Annotated in this window: 18 protein-coding genes; 6 read left to right on the top strand and 12 right to left on the bottom strand. The window is 68.8% G+C overall.

Translation table 11 applies throughout. The features are described from left to right. Positions 1-41 precede the first annotated feature (41 nt). The 5 genes from NL115_RS15290 to NL115_RS15270 form a co-directional block, all read right to left on the bottom strand. A complete protein-coding gene (locus NL115_RS15290) occupies positions 42-1,907 on the bottom strand; it encodes an FAD-binding protein (protein ID WP_254830205.1) in 1,866 nt (621 codons plus the stop codon). A gap of 155 nt (positions 1,908-2,062) precedes the next feature. Further along, positions 2,063-2,953: a succinate dehydrogenase/fumarate reductase iron-sulfur subunit gene (locus tag NL115_RS15285; RefSeq protein WP_254830204.1), complete on the bottom strand. Its 891-nt coding sequence runs from the start codon at positions 2,951-2,953 to the stop codon at positions 2,063-2,065. Further along, entirely contained in the window at positions 2,953-3,333 is a 381-nt protein-coding gene (locus NL115_RS15280; protein WP_254821766.1) for a succinate dehydrogenase hydrophobic membrane anchor subunit, read from the bottom strand. Before NL115_RS15280 ends, NL115_RS15285 begins: the two co-directional genes overlap by 1 nt. Before the next feature lies 1 nt (position 3,334). Then, positions 3,335-3,727 (bottom strand): succinate dehydrogenase, cytochrome b556 subunit, encoded by a 393-nt coding sequence (gene sdhC, locus NL115_RS15275; RefSeq protein WP_254830203.1) that lies wholly within the window; start codon positions 3,725-3,727, stop codon positions 3,335-3,337. Between the two features lie 117 nt (positions 3,728-3,844). Further along, positions 3,845-4,519 (bottom strand): alpha/beta hydrolase, encoded by a 675-nt coding sequence (locus tag NL115_RS15270; protein WP_254830202.1) that lies wholly within the window; start codon positions 4,517-4,519, stop codon positions 3,845-3,847. A 107-nt stretch (positions 4,520-4,626) separates the two neighbouring features. On the opposite strand from NL115_RS15270, the gene NL115_RS15265 reads away from it, so the two are divergent. Together NL115_RS15265 and NL115_RS15260 are read left to right on the top strand one after the other, a co-directional pair. Continuing rightward, positions 4,627-5,031 carry a winged helix-turn-helix transcriptional regulator gene (locus NL115_RS15265; protein WP_254830201.1) on the top strand — a complete coding sequence of 135 codons (405 nt, stop codon included), beginning with the start codon at positions 4,627-4,629 and terminating at the stop codon, positions 5,029-5,031. Between the two features lie 3 nt (positions 5,032-5,034). Beyond that, on the top strand, positions 5,035-5,613 hold the full coding sequence (locus NL115_RS15260; RefSeq protein ID WP_254830200.1) for an LOG family protein: 579 nt from the start codon (positions 5,035-5,037) through the stop codon (positions 5,611-5,613). 84 nt (positions 5,614-5,697) lie between these two features. Here NL115_RS15260 and NL115_RS15255 read toward each other — a convergent pair whose 3' ends face one another. The 3 genes from NL115_RS15255 to NL115_RS15245 all read right to left on the bottom strand — a co-directional run bounded on the left by NL115_RS15255 (position 5,698) and on the right by NL115_RS15245 (position 8,314). Continuing rightward, positions 5,698-7,140, bottom strand: coding sequence for a hypothetical protein (locus NL115_RS15255; RefSeq protein ID WP_254830199.1), 1,443 nt, complete (start codon positions 7,138-7,140; stop codon positions 5,698-5,700). Positions 7,141-7,280: 140 nt separating this feature from the next. After that, on the bottom strand, positions 7,281-8,123 hold the full coding sequence (locus tag NL115_RS15250) for a beta-keto acid cleavage family enzyme (RefSeq protein WP_254830198.1): 843 nt from the start codon (positions 8,121-8,123) through the stop codon (positions 7,281-7,283). Further along, positions 8,120-8,314 carry a hypothetical protein gene (locus tag NL115_RS15245; RefSeq protein ID WP_254830197.1) on the bottom strand — a complete coding sequence of 65 codons (195 nt, stop codon included), beginning with the start codon at positions 8,312-8,314 and terminating at the stop codon, positions 8,120-8,122. Before NL115_RS15245 ends, NL115_RS15250 begins: the two co-directional genes overlap by 4 nt. Positions 8,315-8,555: 241 nt before the next feature. Between NL115_RS15245 and NL115_RS15240 the strand changes: the two genes are divergently transcribed. Then, positions 8,556-9,503, top strand: coding sequence for a hypothetical protein (locus tag NL115_RS15240; RefSeq protein WP_254830196.1), 948 nt, complete (start codon positions 8,556-8,558; stop codon positions 9,501-9,503). A gap of 37 nt (positions 9,504-9,540) precedes the next feature. On the opposite strand, the gene NL115_RS15235 is transcribed toward NL115_RS15240, so the two are convergent. Then, positions 9,541-11,232, bottom strand: coding sequence for an FAD-binding oxidoreductase (locus tag NL115_RS15235; RefSeq protein WP_254830195.1), 1,692 nt, complete (start codon positions 11,230-11,232; stop codon positions 9,541-9,543). Positions 11,233-11,272: 40 nt separating this feature from the next. Beyond that, entirely contained in the window at positions 11,273-11,824 is a 552-nt protein-coding gene (locus NL115_RS15230) for a carboxymuconolactone decarboxylase family protein (RefSeq protein WP_254830194.1), read from the bottom strand. A 384-nt stretch (positions 11,825-12,208) separates the two neighbouring features. On the opposite strand from NL115_RS15230, the gene NL115_RS15225 reads away from it, so the two are divergent. Further along, on the top strand, positions 12,209-12,394 hold the full coding sequence (locus NL115_RS15225) for a hypothetical protein (protein ID WP_254830193.1): 186 nt from the start codon (positions 12,209-12,211) through the stop codon (positions 12,392-12,394). Positions 12,395-12,400: 6 nt separating this feature from the next. Here the strand turns inward: NL115_RS15225 and NL115_RS15220 are convergent, their stop codons facing one another. After that, positions 12,401-12,817 carry a PaaI family thioesterase gene (locus tag NL115_RS15220; protein WP_254830192.1) on the bottom strand — a complete coding sequence of 139 codons (417 nt, stop codon included), beginning with the start codon at positions 12,815-12,817 and terminating at the stop codon, positions 12,401-12,403. 236 nt (positions 12,818-13,053) lie between these two features. Between NL115_RS15220 and NL115_RS15215 the strand changes: the two genes are divergently transcribed. Further along, positions 13,054-13,845: an enoyl-CoA hydratase/isomerase family protein gene (locus NL115_RS15215; RefSeq protein ID WP_254830191.1), complete on the top strand. Its 792-nt coding sequence runs from the start codon at positions 13,054-13,056 to the stop codon at positions 13,843-13,845. A 40-nt stretch (positions 13,846-13,885) separates the two neighbouring features. Further along, complete coding sequence (locus NL115_RS15210) at positions 13,886-14,767, top strand: M48 family metallopeptidase (protein WP_254830190.1); 882 nt, start codon at positions 13,886-13,888, stop codon at positions 14,765-14,767. A 4-nt stretch (positions 14,768-14,771) separates the two neighbouring features. Here NL115_RS15210 and NL115_RS15205 read toward each other — a convergent pair whose 3' ends face one another. Next, entirely contained in the window at positions 14,772-15,155 is a 384-nt protein-coding gene (locus NL115_RS15205) for a YccF domain-containing protein (protein ID WP_254830189.1), read from the bottom strand. Positions 15,156-15,169: the final 14 nt, after the last annotated feature.

Here is a 15,169-nt window from a genome sequence, read left to right as displayed (position 1 = left end):
AGGACGCCGAAGGCGCGGAACCCGAGGCGAAAAACGGTGTCTTAGTAGGACCGGACCTTCGGCTCGTACGTCTTGTCGGCGCCCTCGAGGATGACGTCCGTGTAGTAGAGTTCGGGGGTGCCGTCCGACCACTGGACCATCGTGTGCTTGAGCCACTCGTCGTCCTTGCGCTCCTGATGCTCGGCGCGCCAGTGGGCGCCGCGGAATTCGTCACGCGCGAGTGCGCCGAGCGCGATGGTCTCGGCGGTATCGATGAGGTTGCGGGTCTCGATGGTGTGGATGAGGTCCGTGTTGTAGGTGCTCGAGGGGTCCGAGACGGCGACGTTCTGGTACTCCTCGCGGCACTCCTTGATGACCTCCAGGGCCTTCTTCAGGCCCTCCTCCTCGCGGAAGACGTTGACCCAGCGGGTCATCGCCTTCTGGAGTTTCTTGCGGATCTCCGCGTGGTTGCGGCCGTCGCGCTCCTTGAGCCGCTCGACGCGCTGGCGCTGGCGCTCGACGGAGCGGTGGACGACCTCGGACGGGCTGGCGAGCTGACCGCCGTCGGAGCGGGCCTCGTCAGCCGTCGCTCCGCCATCCGCTGCGACATCGTCGTCCGCGGGGCCGAGCGCACCCGGCTCGACGGGGGCCCCGAGGTCCTCCTCGTGCTCGATAGCCGCGGAGGGACCGGTCTGGACGAGCGCCTCGCCGTAGTCGCGCCCGGCGGCGTGGTAGCCGGCGCGGGCGCCGAAGACGATGAGCTCCGGCAGGGCGTTCCCGCCGAGGCGGTTGGAGCCGTGGACGGAGACGCAGGCACACTCCCCGGCGGCGTAGAGGCCGGAGACACAGGTCTCGCCGTGCTCGTTCGTCTCGATACCGCCCATGTGGTAGTGCTGGCCCGGCTTGACCGGCATCGGCTCGACGAGCCCGTCGACGCCCTCGAAGTCCTCCGCGAGGTGGAGGATGTTCTCGAGGCGGTCGAGGATGCGCTCGTCGCCGAGGTGGCGCATGTCGAGGTAGACGTACTCGTCCTCGACGCCGCGGCCCTCGTTGACCTCCGTCAGCTCGGCACGGGAGACGACGTCGCGCGAGGCGAGTTCCCCGGCGTTGTTCGCGTAGCCGTACTCGAACATGAAGCGCTCGCCCTCCGCGTTGTAGAGGATGCCCCCCTCACCGCGGACGCCCTCCGAGATGAGCACCCCCGTCGAGGGGAGCGTGGTCGGGTGGAACTGGACGAACTCCATGTCCTCCACCGGGACGCCGGCCCGATACGCCATCGCCGGGCCGTCACCGGTGTTGGCGACGGCGTTCGTCGTGTGGTCGAAGGCCTGGCCGTCGCCGCCGGTCGCGAGGACGACACCGTCGTTGGCCTTGAAGCCCGTAACCTCGCCGCTCTTGATGTCGTAGGCGACACAGCCGTGGCACTCCCGGTCTTCGGGGTCGGGCTCGTCGGTGACGGCCAGGTCCATGACGTAGAACTCGTCGTAGACCTTGATGCCCCGTTTGACGACCTGCTCGTACATGGTGTGGAGCAGGTGATGGCCGGTCTCGGCACCGGCGTAGGTGGTCCGTGGAAAGCTGAGGCCTCCGAACGGGCGCTGGGAGACGCGGCCGTCCTCCTCGCGGGAGAAGGGCATCCCCCAGTGCTCGAGCTGGATGACCTCTTCGGGGGAGGTCTCACAGAGGGTCTCGATGGCCGGGGCGTCGCCCAGGTAGTCCGAGCCCTTCATCGTGTCGTATGCGTGGTCGTGCCAGTCGTCGCCGTCGCGGAGCGCGGCGTTGATACCGCCCTCGGCCGCGCCGGTGTGGCTGCGGACGGGGTGGAGCTTCGAGACGAGCGCCACGTCGGCGCCCTCCTCGTGTGCGGCGATGGCCGCCCGGAGGCCGGCGCCGCCGGCGCCGACCACGATGACGTCGTGTTCGTACATTGGTTGAAGTGATGTGGTAGGTGGTCGCTCGGTCGCGTTCGTATGTTCGTGTTAGGCTGTGGGTAACTTGAGCCTGTTGTGCGCGACCGCACGCCGGCGGCCGGGTGTGCATCGCGAGCGCGACGCCATCCGGCAGCCCGGTGCGGGCACGGCACTCACCAGAACTTGAGGTTGTTCTTGACTGCCTCGCGTTTGAGTTCCTGGATGTGCTCGGTGAGCGGGATGTCCTTCGGACAGACCTCCGTACAGGAGAACTGGGTCTGACACCGCCAGACGCCGTGCTCCTGCTCGATGATCTCGAGCCGCTCCTGCTTGCGGTTCTCGCCCTCGCGGTCGTCCATCGCGAACTTGTAGGCCTTGTTGATGGCCGCGGGGCCGAGGTACTCGTTGTCCCCGGCGGCGATGTTGCACGACGACATGCAGGCGCCACACCAGATACAGCGCGAGGACATCTTGATCTTCTCGCGGTTCTCGCGGGTCTGGCGCTGCTCCTCCAGGTCGCCCGACGGGAGCTCGTCGGCATCGAAGAACGGCTCGACCGCGTCCATCTGGTCGTAGAAGTGCTCCATGTCCACGACGAGGTCCTTGACGACCTCCTGGTGGGGGAGCGGCTCGACGCGAATCTGGCCGGGGACGCCCTCGGAATCGCCGAGGTCGACGACCTGCGTCTTGCAGCCCAGATGCTGGGTGCCGTTGACGAACAGGGCGTCCGACCCGCACACGGCCTGCCGGCAGGAGTGCCGGAAGGTGAGCGAGGAGTCGTAGTGGTCCCGTGCGTACATCAGCGCGTCGAGCACGGTCATCCCCTTCGTGAACGGGACGGGGAACGTATCGAAGCGCGGGTCCTCCTTCTCGGGGATGTCCGGGTCGTAGCGGAAGACCTTGAGGTCGAAGACGGTATCGGCCTGTTCGAGGTCCGTCTCGGCACGCTCTCGCATCCGGTCACGGACCTCCTGGCGCTCGGCCTTCTCGGCCAGCCGCCGCTGCTGGTGGGCCGACTCCTCCTCCGTCTCGGTCTGCTCCTGTTCGGTGACTTGCGTGCTCATTATGCTGCGGGTCCGATGATGAAGCCGGCCATCGCCATCGCGACGCGGATACCCTGCGCGATGAGCAGCAGGGAGGCGAGGACGAGGCCGTACTTGACGACGGTCTTCGGGGTGCCGTCGAGCCCCTGGTTGACGAGTGCGTTGTAGACGCCGTTGACGCCGTGGAACGTCGCCGTCACGAGGAACGCCACCATCGTGAGGAAGTAGCCCGGCTGCTGCATCCGGAGGTGGGTCTGCATGAAGGTGACATCGGCGGCGTGGTTGACGAAGTGCAGCAGCATGAAGTGGAACGCCAGCACGACGACGAGGAACGCTGCGGTCAGGCGCTGGAGCATCCAGCGCGACCCCTTCGGGTCGAACGAGGAGTAGTAGTCTGCCATGTTATATCGCCCCCGCGAGGAAGGTCGGGACGCTCGCCACCACGATGGCCCCCGTGAGGACGAGCGACGCGTAGAAGCTCTTGTCCTGTGCCTCCAGTCCGACCCCGAGGTCGACGAACAGCAGCCGCAGTCCGTTGAGGATGTGGAAGACGGCGACCGCCAGCAGGCCGACCTCGAGGAACCGGACCACCAGCAGGCTCTCCAGCCCCGAGATGGTGTTCGTGTAGGCCGCTGTGCCCACCGTGGCGGTGCTCAGCACGGCGATGTGCGTGAACAAGTACCCGATGAGCACCCACCCGGTGAACTTGTGGAAGATCCAGGCCCACATGCCGGCGGTAAAGTCCCGCCAGCGCCCGAAGTCCTCCACGAGGCCCCGGTCGTACGATTGACTCATTACGGCACAGCGTGCGAACCGGTCGCGTATCAAAGTTCCCTTTGCGCGCGGGCGTAGCCCCCGGATTCCGCCGGTCGCGTGATGGGGGCCCCGACGACCCGACCGTGCGCCGGGAGCCTACCCGACCAGCGCAGCGACGATGTCCCGGGCAGACTCGAGTTCGTCCTCGTTCACCGTGTGGCCCATCCCCTGATACAGGCGCATATCGACATCCGCACCGAGCGACTGGAAGGCATCCCGCGTCGCCTCGACGCGCTCGGCCGGGATATGCGGGTCCACGTCCGAGCAGCCGAGGAAGACAGGAGTACCGTCGAGGTCCCCCTGGTACTCGTCGTCCAGTTCCTCCCCGATGAGGCCGCCGCTGAACGCGACGACGCCGCCGTACCGGCGCGGGTTGCGCGCGGCGTACTCGGTGGCGAGACAGCCGCCCTGCGAGAAGCCACCGAGGACGATGCGCTCGTGGGGAATCCCCGCGTCGACCGCCCGCTCGACGGCGTCGCCCACCGCCCGCAATCCCGAGGAGCGCCCGGGTTCGTTCGACTCGACCGGGGCGAGGAACGAGTTCGGATACCACTCGTTGCGCGCGGCCTGTGGTGCGAGGTAGGCGACGCCCTCGACGCCGATCTCGCTGGCCAGTCCGAGGATGCCCCGGGCGGAGGCCCCGCGACCGTGCGCGAGGACGACCGCTGCCTCGGCCGCCTCGAGGTCGGTGCCGGCGGTGAGCGTCTGCTGGCCCTGATGTGGTCCGATGACGCCCGCACCGGTCTCCGTGTCGGCCGTCTCGTCGCTCATCGATGTCCCTCCGGTCGGCGGTGGTCGAGCAGTGTCATCACGTCACCTGAGTACGTTCCCGAACTTACTTATATATTCCCTGACAACCATCCCGGTAGGTGACATCCATGTCCTCTGGTGCAGACACTCCGGGTTCGGAGACCGACGTGGCGGACGACGGCCCCTGTGCTGTCGTCGACTCGCTGGAACAGATCGGCTCGCAGTGGCGGCTCATCGTCCTCCACGACCTGCAGGACGGCGAGAAGCGGTTCAACGAGCTGAAGCGGTCGACCGACGCCTCCTCGCGGACGCTCTCGCGCGTGCTCGACGACCTGCAGGAGATGGACTTCGTCGACCGCCGGATGGAGGAGGACGCTCCCGTCGCGACCTACTACTCGCTCACGGCGAAGGGGACCTCCCTCTGTCCGGTCTTCGACGAGATCGAGCGCTGGGCGGACGAGTGGCTCCACGGTGCGCCCGGCGCCGAGGGCGATGCGGAGAGCGACGAAGCCGCTCCCGAGTCCGCCGATTGACCCGTGGAGCGCATCTGTGTCTACTGCGGCTCAAGCCCCGGCCACGACCCGGCCTACCGGCGGGCCGCGCGCGAGATGGGCGAGGCACTGCTCGACCGTGACCTCGGGCTCGTCTTCGGCGGCGGCAGCGTCGGGCTGATGGGCACGGTCGCCGACACCGTCCTCGACGGCGGGGGCGATGTCGTCGGCGTCATCCCGGAAGCCCTGGAGGCGAAGGAGGTGGCCCACGGCGGCGTCACCGAACTGCAGGTCGTCGACTCGATGCACGAGCGCAAGCAGCGGATGGTCGAACACTCGGACGGGTTCATCGCGCTCCCTGGCGGGCTGGGCACGCTGGAGGAGCTGTTCGAGGTGCTGACGTGGGCGCAACTGGGCATCCACGAGAAGCCCTGCGGCGTCCTCAACGCCGGCGGGTTCTACGACGGGCTCGTCTCGCACCTCGACGGCGCCGCGGAGGAGGGGTTCGTCTCGCCGGCGCACCGCGACCTCGCACAGGTCGATACCGACCCGGCGGCGCTGCTGGACGCCTTCGAGACGTACGAACCACCGACGGAGCCGAAGGTCGGCCCTGAAGACACGTAGCGGCCGTCGGAGCGCTTCTCACCGGTGCGACGGCCTCCACGAGACGGTCAAGGTCAGGGGAGCCGCCACTGCCTGCCGACAGCGTCAGGGTTCGCAGTCCTCCTCGTCCGTGCCCGTCTCGTCGTCGGATGCTGCCGTCGTCTCGGTCGGTGTCTGGTCCGCCTCGTCGGTCGTATCGTCCGTCCCGTCGGCGTCACCGGCTCCGGTGTCGTCGTCGGATTCCGGCGTGTCCTCGGTCGGCTCGTCGGGTTGTGCCTCGGTCGGCGTCCCCGGAGCGGCCGTGAGCGACGGCCCGACCTTCGCCAGCCGGACGTCGGACTGCTCGTCGCTCGTCGCGCCGCCGAGGTTCGCGGTGTACGCGACGATGACACCGCCGTCGGCCGTCGGTGCGAGCGGGTTCGGGTCGATGGGGCAGGCAGTGCCGGGTCCATCGTCGAGCGTCACGCTGCCGCGTCGCTCGCCCTCGGGTCCGGTGCCGACCAGCCACACCGACCGGTCGGCCTGGCCGTTCCCGGCCTGCACGAACCCGCGGTTGGCCGTCTGCACGAGCCCGCCGACAACCTCCTCCGGCGTGTCGTCGGCCTCGTCGTACGACCGCTCGAAGGCCACATCACCGTCCGAGTCCAGCGTGAAGAGCCCGTACCCATCCTCGATCTCCACGTCGAAGGCGTACCCGCCGCCGGCTCGCCGAACGACGTTGTCGAAGCTCTCCCACTGGTCGGGTCGGATGTCGTCCCACCCCTCACGGGACCAGTTGCGGGCGAACGCCTGGTCCTCGTCACGGCCGGCGATGACGAACTCCTCGGACTCGCGGACCGTCGTGAGGTCGGTGAACGCCGCCTCGCTGCGGCGCCAGTCGTTCGTCTGGGTTCCGTCCTCGTCCACGAACAGCACGACCCCCTCGGAGCCCACGAGGGTCGTCCGCCCGACGGCGATGAATCCGCCGTCGGGATGGGACTCGACGGCCGTGAGGACCTCCGTCGAGTCCTCCTCCGAGCCACCCCCATCGGCGACGGTCCGGGTCGTTTCGGGCTCGTCGTCGGCGCCCTGGTAGACGGAGGTCCACTGGACCGTCCCCTGACTGTCGGTCCTGATGAGCCCGGCGTCGTTCTCCCCCGTCCGGGCGGTGATGACGTAGCCCCCGTCGTCCGTCTCGGTCAGGTCCGTCGGGCTGCTCCACGAGCCGTCGCCGGGGCGGGCCTCCCACTGTTTCGCGCCCGATTCGTCGACGCCCACCAGCCAGACGCCCGACGTGGACTCGTCCTCGTCCTGTGCGTGCCCGAGGAACGTGTAGCCGCCGTCGCTGGACGGAACGACCGTCACTGCCTGGTCGGAGGACCCGCTGGAGTACGTCTCCGTCCACTGGACCGCGGGGTCCTGCGACGCGTCCGCGTCCGTCGAGTCGTTCTCATCGGTCGAACCGTCCTGTGTCGCCGCGTACGCGACGCCGCCGAGAGCGGTGGTACCGACCGCGGCACCGGCTGCAGCGAGCACCGTGCGACGTGAAGGGTTGGGAGGGTGACTCACGATGTCATCCGTCGACGCCACCCACGTGATTATTATCACGGTAAATAATACACAATCATCGGAGGGAGGCCGTACAACAGTTGTCCGTCGCTCTGCAATAGTTGACGCTGTCTTCTATCACGGGCGACCGCAGATGTCGCTCACAGGTTCAGGATGTCGCGTGCCTCGTCGGGCGTCGCCGGCTCGCGTCCGAGCGTCCGTGCGACACTCGCCACGCGCTCGACGAGTTGCGCATTGCTCACGGCCAGTTCCCCGCGTTCGTAGTAGACGTTGTCCTCCAGTCCGACCCGGACGTGGCCGCCGAGGATGGTGCCGAGCGTCGCGAACGGGAGCTGGTGCGGGCCGAATCCGAGTGTGTTGAACGTCGCGCCCTCGGGCAGGTTCCGGACCGCGTTCAGCAGGTTCCGCGGCTTCGCCGGGGTGAGCGTCCCGCCACCGAAGATGAGGGTGGTGTGATACGGCTCGTCGAGGTCCTTCCGGTCGAGGAGCCCGTGGACCTCGTTGACGTGCCCGTCGTTGAACGCCTCCAGCTCCGGCTTGATGCCGCGCGCGGCCATCTCGTCGTAGAGGTCGTCCACCATCGCGCGAGGGTTCTCGCTCGTGAGGTGCCGGTAGCGGTTGAGGGGCCCCATGTCGAGGCTCGCCATCTCGGGTGCCGGGTCCGTACGGAGGGGCTGGCGACGTGCTTCGAGCGGCGCGCCCGTCCCGCCCGTCGAGTGCTGGACCACGAGGTCGGTCGCCTCCCGGACCGCCTCGGTGAGTTCCTGAAACCGTTCGGTCGCGAACGAGCGCTCCCCGTTCGGCTTGCGCGCGTGGAGGTGGGCGACGCTCGCGCCCGCGGCCTCGGCGTCGGCCGCGGCCGCGGCGACCTCGGCCGGGGTTTCGGGCAGGTTCGGGTTCGCCTCCCTCCCGTGGACGCCGCCGGTCAGCGCGACGGTGATGATGACGGGTTCGCCGGCGAGGTAGTCGTCGTAGCCCGTCACGACCCGTCCCCCTCCCCGTCCAGCCCCTCGGCCTCCCGGTAGAACTCACAGTGCGTGGCGTGCGAGAGGTCGTGCCGGTCGTTGCAGATGTCGGCGCGCATCGGCTCGACGAACCCGTCGACGACCGTGCAGTACGCGCGCTCGGTGTCGGCGTGGTCGCCGTCGCGGTACTCCAGATGCGGGCAGGTCATACCGGGAGTTCTCGCGTCGGGGTGTTAACGGTTCGCGGGCACCAGTGTCGGGTGGTGGCACGAATGCCCCCTCCGGATGGAATCGGGGCCGTACGCGAGGACGGGACTGAGCGGCGGAGGAACACGCGAGGACCAGTCGAAGCCGGGGGCGTCCCGGAGAGTGAAACCGAATCTGGCCACCGAGGCCATGTGCTCGCCGGGTGGGCCACACGTTTTTGAGCCGCGGGTGGTACTCACCAACATGGTCCGCAGTCGAACGTCCCTGGAGCGTGGCGCCCTCGGGGATGTCCTCCAGCCTGCGTTCGTCGTCGAGCTCGGGGTGGTAGCCACGTTGCTGGTCGGGTTCCAGGCGTACCTCGTCGGCCTGAACAACGTGCTGGACCCGTACTTCCTTGACAGCGACATCACCCTGTCACTCGTGCGCGGGATGCTCTCCCTGGCTGGGATGGGCGCACTCGTCGCAGGGTACGCGGTCTACCGTGGCGACTCGCTCCCCGTGTCGCTCCCCGACCGGCCCGACGGCCGCCTGCTAGGGGGTGTGGTGGTCGCTACGGTGACACTCGCCGTGGCCGCGTTCGTCCCGCTCGGGGGCCAGGCCGGGGTCGGAATCACCGACATCGTCTCGGCGGTGCTCGGGCTCCCGGACCTCCTCCTCGACCGCACGCTGGTCCGGCTGACGGTGTTCGTCCTGGGGATGGTGCTGCTCTACCACGGCCTCGTCCAGGCGGGTCTCCAGCGGATACTCGACCGTGACCGAAACCTGACGGTCGCCGTGACGACGCTGGTGGGCGGCTATCTGGTGACCCCGCAGTTCCCGTCGTACGGGACCTTCGGCGACGCGCCATGGCTCTACATCTGGGGGACCAGAGCCGTGGTGGCGGCGGTGTTCGTGCTCGCACTCGGCGTCACCGTCTACGCGAAGGGACGGACCGGAGACGGTCGGATACGCGCACTGGCGATGCTACCCGTGGTGGCCGCGGTCGCGCTGACCGCGCTCGTCCTCGCGACGGCGGTCGAGTCGCCGATGGGGGCCGTCGCGGTCGCCCCCCGGATCGCCGTCGTCGGCATCGCGGCCTACGCCTACGACCGGACGGAATCGATGGTCGCCCCCACGCTCGCCTACGCGACGTTCGCCCTGGTGAGTGCCGTCCTCCACTCCGCCGCTATCGGTGCGGCCCTCGCCGCCTGACGGAGCGTGTACGAAGCGGCCGGCCGTCGCCAGGCGCCTACAGCAACGCGCCGGGGTTCATGATGTCCTCCGGGTCCAGCGTCCGCTTCATCGACCGGAGCGCGTCGAGGTAGTGCTCGGGCACCTCCTCGTGGTAGTGGTCGCGGTGGACCCGTCCGACGGCGTGGTGGTGGGTGATGGTCGCGCCGTAGTCCATCAGCGTGTCCGAGGCGGCCTGCTTGATAGTGCGCCACTGCTCGAGTTCCCGGCCCACGTCGGCGGGCGCAAGCAGCGTGTAGTACGGCGCCGGGCCGTCCTCGTATGAGTGGGTGAACCGACAGGAGAGGAAGCCGGCGCCGCACTCCTCCTCCATCGCGTCGGTGACGGTCTCCTGGATGGCGTCGTGGAGCGCAGGGAACTGGTCCCACGTCACCGCCGTCTCGAACGTGTCGACGAGGACGCCCATGCTGACGAGCGAGTTGAACATGTACGGTGCCTCGACGAACGAGTCGCGCCACTCGCCCGAATCGCCGTCCTCACCGTCGACATCCTCATCATCGTCCCCCGTCCCACTCGCGCCGTCGTCCCCCGTCCCGCTCTCGTCAGCGTCGGTCGTCCGGTCTTCCGTGGTGGGCCCCTCTGAGACGCGGCCGCCGTGGCTCTCGGCGATATCGACCGCGCGGTCGAGGTCCGCCTCGATGGGTGGGAGGCTGTCCGTGGATTCGAAGCCGAGCAGGAGGACCGACGAGCCGTCGAACGCCACCTCGTTCAGCATCGCCTCGTTCGAATCGAGTAGCCGGCAGTTCGCGGGCGTCAGGCGGGCCTGCACGACCTCCCGGCAGGCTGCGACGGCGTCCCAGTAGTCGTCGAACCGCACCGTTGCTTTCGCCCGATAGGGGGGACGAGGCTGGACCCGGGCCCAGCCCTCGGTGATGACGCCGAAGGCGCCTTCGCTACCGAGGAGGAACCGGTTGGGGTCCGGACCCGCGCCGGATGCGGGCAGGCGGCGCGTCTCCAGCGTCCCCGCGGGTGTCACGGCTCGCACGCTCTCGACGAAGTCGTCGATGTGGGTGTAGCGCGTGGCGAAGTGGCCGCCGGCGCGGGTAGCGACCCAGCCCCCGAACGTCGAGAACTCGTAGCTCTGTGGGTAGTGCCGGAGCTGCAGGCCGTGGTCGGCGAGCTGGTCCTGTATCTCCGGGCCGGTCGCGCCCCCCTCGATGCGGGCGGCCCGTGAGTGTTCGTCGACCTCCGGCACGTCGTCCATCCGGCGCATGTCGAGCGAGCAGACGCCCGCGTACCCCGTCCCGTCACACTCGACGCCGCCGACCACGCTGGTGCCGCCGCCGTACGGAACGACCGCCACGTTCGCCCCGGCCGCCCAGTCGAGGACGGCCTGTACGTCGGACTCGCACTCCGGGTAGGCCACGACGTCGGGCGCGTCGTCGAACTGGCCGTGGAAGCCACGCACGAGGTCGCGATAGGCGCTCCCGTAGGTGTGGGTGACGCGGTCGCGCTTGTCGGTCGTGGCCGCACACGAGAGGTCGGCCGGCGGCTCGACCCGCGGCGGCGCCAGCGTCACGTCGTCGAGTGTCGGGAGATCCAGCAGCGGCCGCTCGGGGAAGCCGAGCATCCCCTCGATGCGGGACTTGAGTTCGCGGCGCTCCTCGTCGGTCGGCAGACGGTCGGCCCAGCCCCAGGCCCAGAACGACTGCCGCCTGTCGTCACCCTCCCCGGTCGTCTCGGTGCTCATGGGTCCGGGTCGGAGCGTCGGGTGAAAACGATTGCCGTAGTCAGGACTCGCCCCCGAGGCCGTCCAGGCCCCACCCGACGAACGACTCCTCGGGCCCGACCGCGAGTGCGTCGAGGACCCGTGCCAGCCCCGTGTAGACGCCGGCGACCATCGTCACGCCGACGACAGTGCGGTCGTCGACGCGCTCGGCCAGCGCGCGATAGAGGGCGTCGTCGACCGTGGCGGTGGCCACGGCGGCGGCGTAACTCACGAGTGCCTCCCGACGCGGGTCCAGGTCGCCGTAGCGGCCCTCGCGGACCGCCCGAATCGCCGCCTCCGGGAGGTCGGCGTCCAGTGCCAGCGGAACGTGCTGGTGCCACTCGTAGTCGGCGTGGGTCTGTCGGGCGACGGTGAGGACCACGAGTTCGCGGTCGGCCACGTCGAGGCCGCACTCGTCCCAGAGCGTCCGTGCGAACGTCACGAACGCGTCCAGCACGGGCGGGTTGTTCGCCAGCGCACCGAACAGGTGGGTCGCACCGCTCCGACTCCGCTCGAAGGCCGCACCGTACTCGTCGGGGATGTCGTCGCCGTCGAGATAGGGGACGCGTGCCATGGCGGTCGCTGGCACGGCGGTCGCTTAGTGGGTACGGTTCGCAATCGAGACGGCAGCGCTGTCGCTCCGTGGCGTGACACGTCCTGGCGCACCCATCTCCGCCCTCCGGTCCCCGAACGGCTGGCGCGGAGCGACCCCGTGCCCAGTTTGTATATCCCCGGGGATACCCCGCAATCCGACCAGCCCCACTCCGGGTGGCGGCTGTGCGGACCCGACGGAACACCGGATTCGAGGCGCCAGCGCGCTCCATTTCGAACTGCGCCGAAGTCTATTCTAGATAAGTAGTGCTTCCGGTTAGGTCCTCGCAACCCGTCCGTCCATCCGATGAATCCCAGTCAGCCGTCAGGTGTTCTCGGTTCTGCAGTCACGTTCGCACTGTTGTTGATGGCAGCAGGCTTCTGGTTCGCCGCCTCCGGTTTCGCCCGGTTCACACCACGCACCGGCGAGACCCTTTCGATGGTCGCGCTCGGCATGACCGTCGCGGCGGTCGTGCTGTTCGGTCTCACCGTCCGGTCGGTGCTCTTCGGCGACACCTCCGGGAACCGGGATATCCAGCGATACTCCGGCTGAGTCGGTCTACTCCCCGCCCCATGCCCCCCGCGTGTCGCTGCCGCCGGTCTTGAACGTTCCACGACCCAGGGCGACTGTCTCGCCGTCACCCTCCCGCTCGACAAGTACGTCGACGGAGCCGACGCTCGTCCCGTTGCGGATCACTTCGGCCTCGGCCCGGAGGTCGTCGGTACCCGGCGCGAGATAGTCCAGTCGCAGGTCGACCGTCGGGGTGAGCGCGAGGTCGTTCGCGCTGCTGATAGCCCAGTACCCCGTCGAGTCGGCGAGCGACGCGACCGCGCCGCCGTGCGCGACACGTGTCCCTGGAGCCGCGCTGTGCTCGTCGGTCAGGTCCATCCGTGCGGCGGCGTACCCGTCGTCGACGGTCGTGATATCGATACCCAGCAGGTCGTAGTAGGGGACCCAGGCGTCGTCGGCATCCATGGAGGCCGATACAGGGGACGGGAGATAGCTTCCGGGGGCTGAGCCAGAATATCTGGAACCAGTGCGCAAGCTATTCAAAATCAGCATTTCTATCGAAATTGGGCTTTTAATATGTTATTCCTTAGGTAATCAACCAAAAATAGATTCATGTTGTCAACAGAGTCTCGAAGTCGGACATCAGACTGAACGGGCGTTCGGGGCAGAGAGTTATCACGGGCCCACCCGACGGCCGAACCATGCCCGCACCCGACTTCGACGCGGAGACCGTCTCGCTCGACTGGAACGACGCCGGCACCGTCGCGACGCTGACCGTCAATCGCCCGGACAAGCTGAACGCGCTCGACGAGGCGACCCTCACCGCAATTCCCGAGGCGCTCGACGCCGCACGCGACGACGCCCGCGCGCTGGTCGTGACGGGCGCCGGCGAGCAGGCGTTCGTCGCTGGTGCCGACATCGCCCACATGTCCCAGCTCGGCGTGGCCGACGCGTACGACTACTGTCAGCTCGGCCACGCCGTAATGGACGCCGTCGAGTCGTTCCCGGTCCCGGTGGTGGCGGCGGTCAACGGCTACGCGTTCGGCGGCGGCTGTGAACTCGCGCTGGCCGCCGACATCCGGGTCGCCAGCGAGAACGCGCTCGTCGGGCAGACCGAGATCGACCTCGGTATCGTCCCTGGCTGGGGCGGCACCCAGCGGCTCGCCCGCCTCGTCGACGACGAGACCGCGCGCCGGATGGTGTTCCTCGGCGAGCGCCTGGACGCCGAGGCCTGCCGTGAGGCGGGCCTCGTCGGCGAGGTCGTCCCGCAGGACGACATCGACGACCACGCGCAGGGGCTCGCCGAGCGCATCGCCGAGAAGCCGCGCTTCGCCCTGCAGGGCGCGAAGGAGGCGCTGAATCAGGTCCACGAGAGCCCGCAGTCGGCGGGCCTGGAGTACGAGAAACGCGTCTGGAGCGGCCTGTTCGGGACCCCCGACCAGCGCGAGGGGATGGAGGCCTTCCTCGAAGACCGCGACCCCGAGTTCGAGTAGGACGCCGAGGATTTTTCACGGGGTCCCCGGTGCTATCGCCATGGCCAGCACGGTGTTCCTGCGGGTCTCGGTCGCGCTCCGGTTCCTCGTTTCGATGGTACTGCTGGTCGGTGGAATCCTGCTGCTGGTGGTCTGGTTCGTCTGGGGGAGCCTGGAGCGGTTCCTCGGGTCGTCCACGATGCCGCAGGTGCTCGCCATCTCGACGGCGCTGGTGGTCCTGGTCGTCGTTCCGTCCATGTCGAAACAGGCGGCGAAGCTCCAGGCACAGGCCGAACGAAGCGTCCGGGGCCGGACCCGGAACGCCGCCGACTCTCCCGCCGCCCGCCACCTAGAACGGCTCTGCATGCAGGCGGACATCGAACGGCCGACCCTCCGGCTGGTCGAGGACCCGACACCGGAGGCGTTCACCGTCGGGAGCGGCGCCTCGGCCAGCGTCGTGATATCGACCGGACTGGTCGACCTGCTGACCGAGCGGGAGCTCGAGGCCATCCTCGCCCACGAGGTCGCGCACCTGGCCAACGGTGACTCGCGGCTGATGGCGTACGCGCTGGCGCCGGTCGTCCACGTGGACGAGAACTCGGACCTCGAGAACGGGCCGGGTGTGTTCAACCGCTTCCTCGTGTGGTACGGGCAGCGCGCTGTCGGCCTCTTCTCCCGAGGACGCGAGTGGGCCGCGGACGCGGCCGCGGCCGAACTGTCAGGCTCCCCGATGGCGCTGGCGAGTGCCCTCCGGAAAATCGACGGGCAGGAACTCCCCGACGAGGACCTCCGGACGGCGTGGCCGACCGCTGTCGCGGCGCTGAACGTCTCGCCGAACCTCAGGACACTCAGCACGTTCGTCTGGACGGTCCGGACCCACCCGACGACCGAGGCCCGCGTCAACCGGCTCGAGTGGGTCGCGGGCAGACAGGAGACCGCGTAGACATTCAGTACCGGTACAGCGACAGGACGAACGGGAGTCGGTTCAGCATCCAGATGGCCACCGGCAGGCCGAGGATGGTGATGGCGAGCAGTGATGCCACGGTGACCCAGGTCAGCGAGAGCCACGAGCCGACGAAGATGAACCACACCGCCCGGACGAGGAGCGGGTACTGACTGGACGGGTCCGCGGCGTCCGGGTCCCGGAGGCCGCTCACCTCGCTGGGCGGTTTGAGCGTCAGTATCCGCGGGGTCTGGTTGACGAGTTTGATGCCCAGCGGAATCGTGACGATGGGGACGTGGAGGAGCCACGCCACGAACAGGACGACGGGCGTGAGCCACCAGCCGACCAGCAGGAACCACGCCGCCCGGAGGAGGATGTTGGGGGCCATACCGGACCGAGGCC

The organism is Haloglomus salinum, assembly GCF_024298825.1.
GTDB classification, from domain to species: domain Archaea; phylum Halobacteriota; class Halobacteria; order Halobacteriales; family Haloarculaceae; genus Haloglomus; species Haloglomus salinum.
Note: the sequence above shows the minus strand (reverse complement) of the source record. Positions and strands in the feature narration are given on the sequence as shown.

Bases quoted from the DNA above. Each gene is read 5' to 3' on its own strand.
- NL115_RS15290 (WP_254830205.1), bottom strand. From the start codon at position 1,907: ATGTACGAACACGACGTCATCGTGGTCGGCGCCGGCGGCGCCGGCCTC.
- NL115_RS15285 (WP_254830204.1), bottom strand. From the start codon at position 2,953: ATGAGCACGCAAGTCACCGAACAGGAGCAGACCGAGACGGAGGAGGAG.
- NL115_RS15280 (WP_254821766.1), bottom strand. From the start codon at position 3,333: ATGGCAGACTACTACTCCTCGTTCGACCCGAAGGGGTCGCGCTGGATG.
- sdhC (WP_254830203.1), bottom strand. From the start codon at position 3,727: ATGAGTCAATCGTACGACCGGGGCCTCGTGGAGGACTTCGGGCGCTGG.
- NL115_RS15270 (WP_254830202.1), bottom strand. From the start codon at position 4,519: ATGAGCGACGAGACGGCCGACACGGAGACCGGTGCGGGCGTCATCGGA.
- NL115_RS15265 (WP_254830201.1), top strand. From the start codon at position 4,627: ATGTCCTCTGGTGCAGACACTCCGGGTTCGGAGACCGACGTGGCGGAC.
- NL115_RS15245 (WP_254830197.1), bottom strand. From the start codon at position 8,314: ATGACCTGCCCGCATCTGGAGTACCGCGACGGCGACCACGCCGACACC.
- NL115_RS15240 (WP_254830196.1), top strand. From the start codon at position 8,556: ATGGTCCGCAGTCGAACGTCCCTGGAGCGTGGCGCCCTCGGGGATGTC.
- NL115_RS15235 (WP_254830195.1), bottom strand. From the start codon at position 11,232: ATGAGCACCGAGACGACCGGGGAGGGTGACGACAGGCGGCAGTCGTTC.
- NL115_RS15230 (WP_254830194.1), bottom strand. From the start codon at position 11,824: ATGGCACGCGTCCCCTATCTCGACGGCGACGACATCCCCGACGAGTAC.
- NL115_RS15225 (WP_254830193.1), top strand. From the start codon at position 12,209: ATGGCAGCAGGCTTCTGGTTCGCCGCCTCCGGTTTCGCCCGGTTCACA.
- NL115_RS15220 (WP_254830192.1), bottom strand. From the start codon at position 12,817: ATGGATGCCGACGACGCCTGGGTCCCCTACTACGACCTGCTGGGTATC.
- NL115_RS15215 (WP_254830191.1), top strand. From the start codon at position 13,054: ATGCCCGCACCCGACTTCGACGCGGAGACCGTCTCGCTCGACTGGAAC.
- NL115_RS15210 (WP_254830190.1), top strand. From the start codon at position 13,886: ATGGCCAGCACGGTGTTCCTGCGGGTCTCGGTCGCGCTCCGGTTCCTC.
- NL115_RS15205 (WP_254830189.1), bottom strand. From the start codon at position 15,155: ATGGCCCCCAACATCCTCCTCCGGGCGGCGTGGTTCCTGCTGGTCGGC.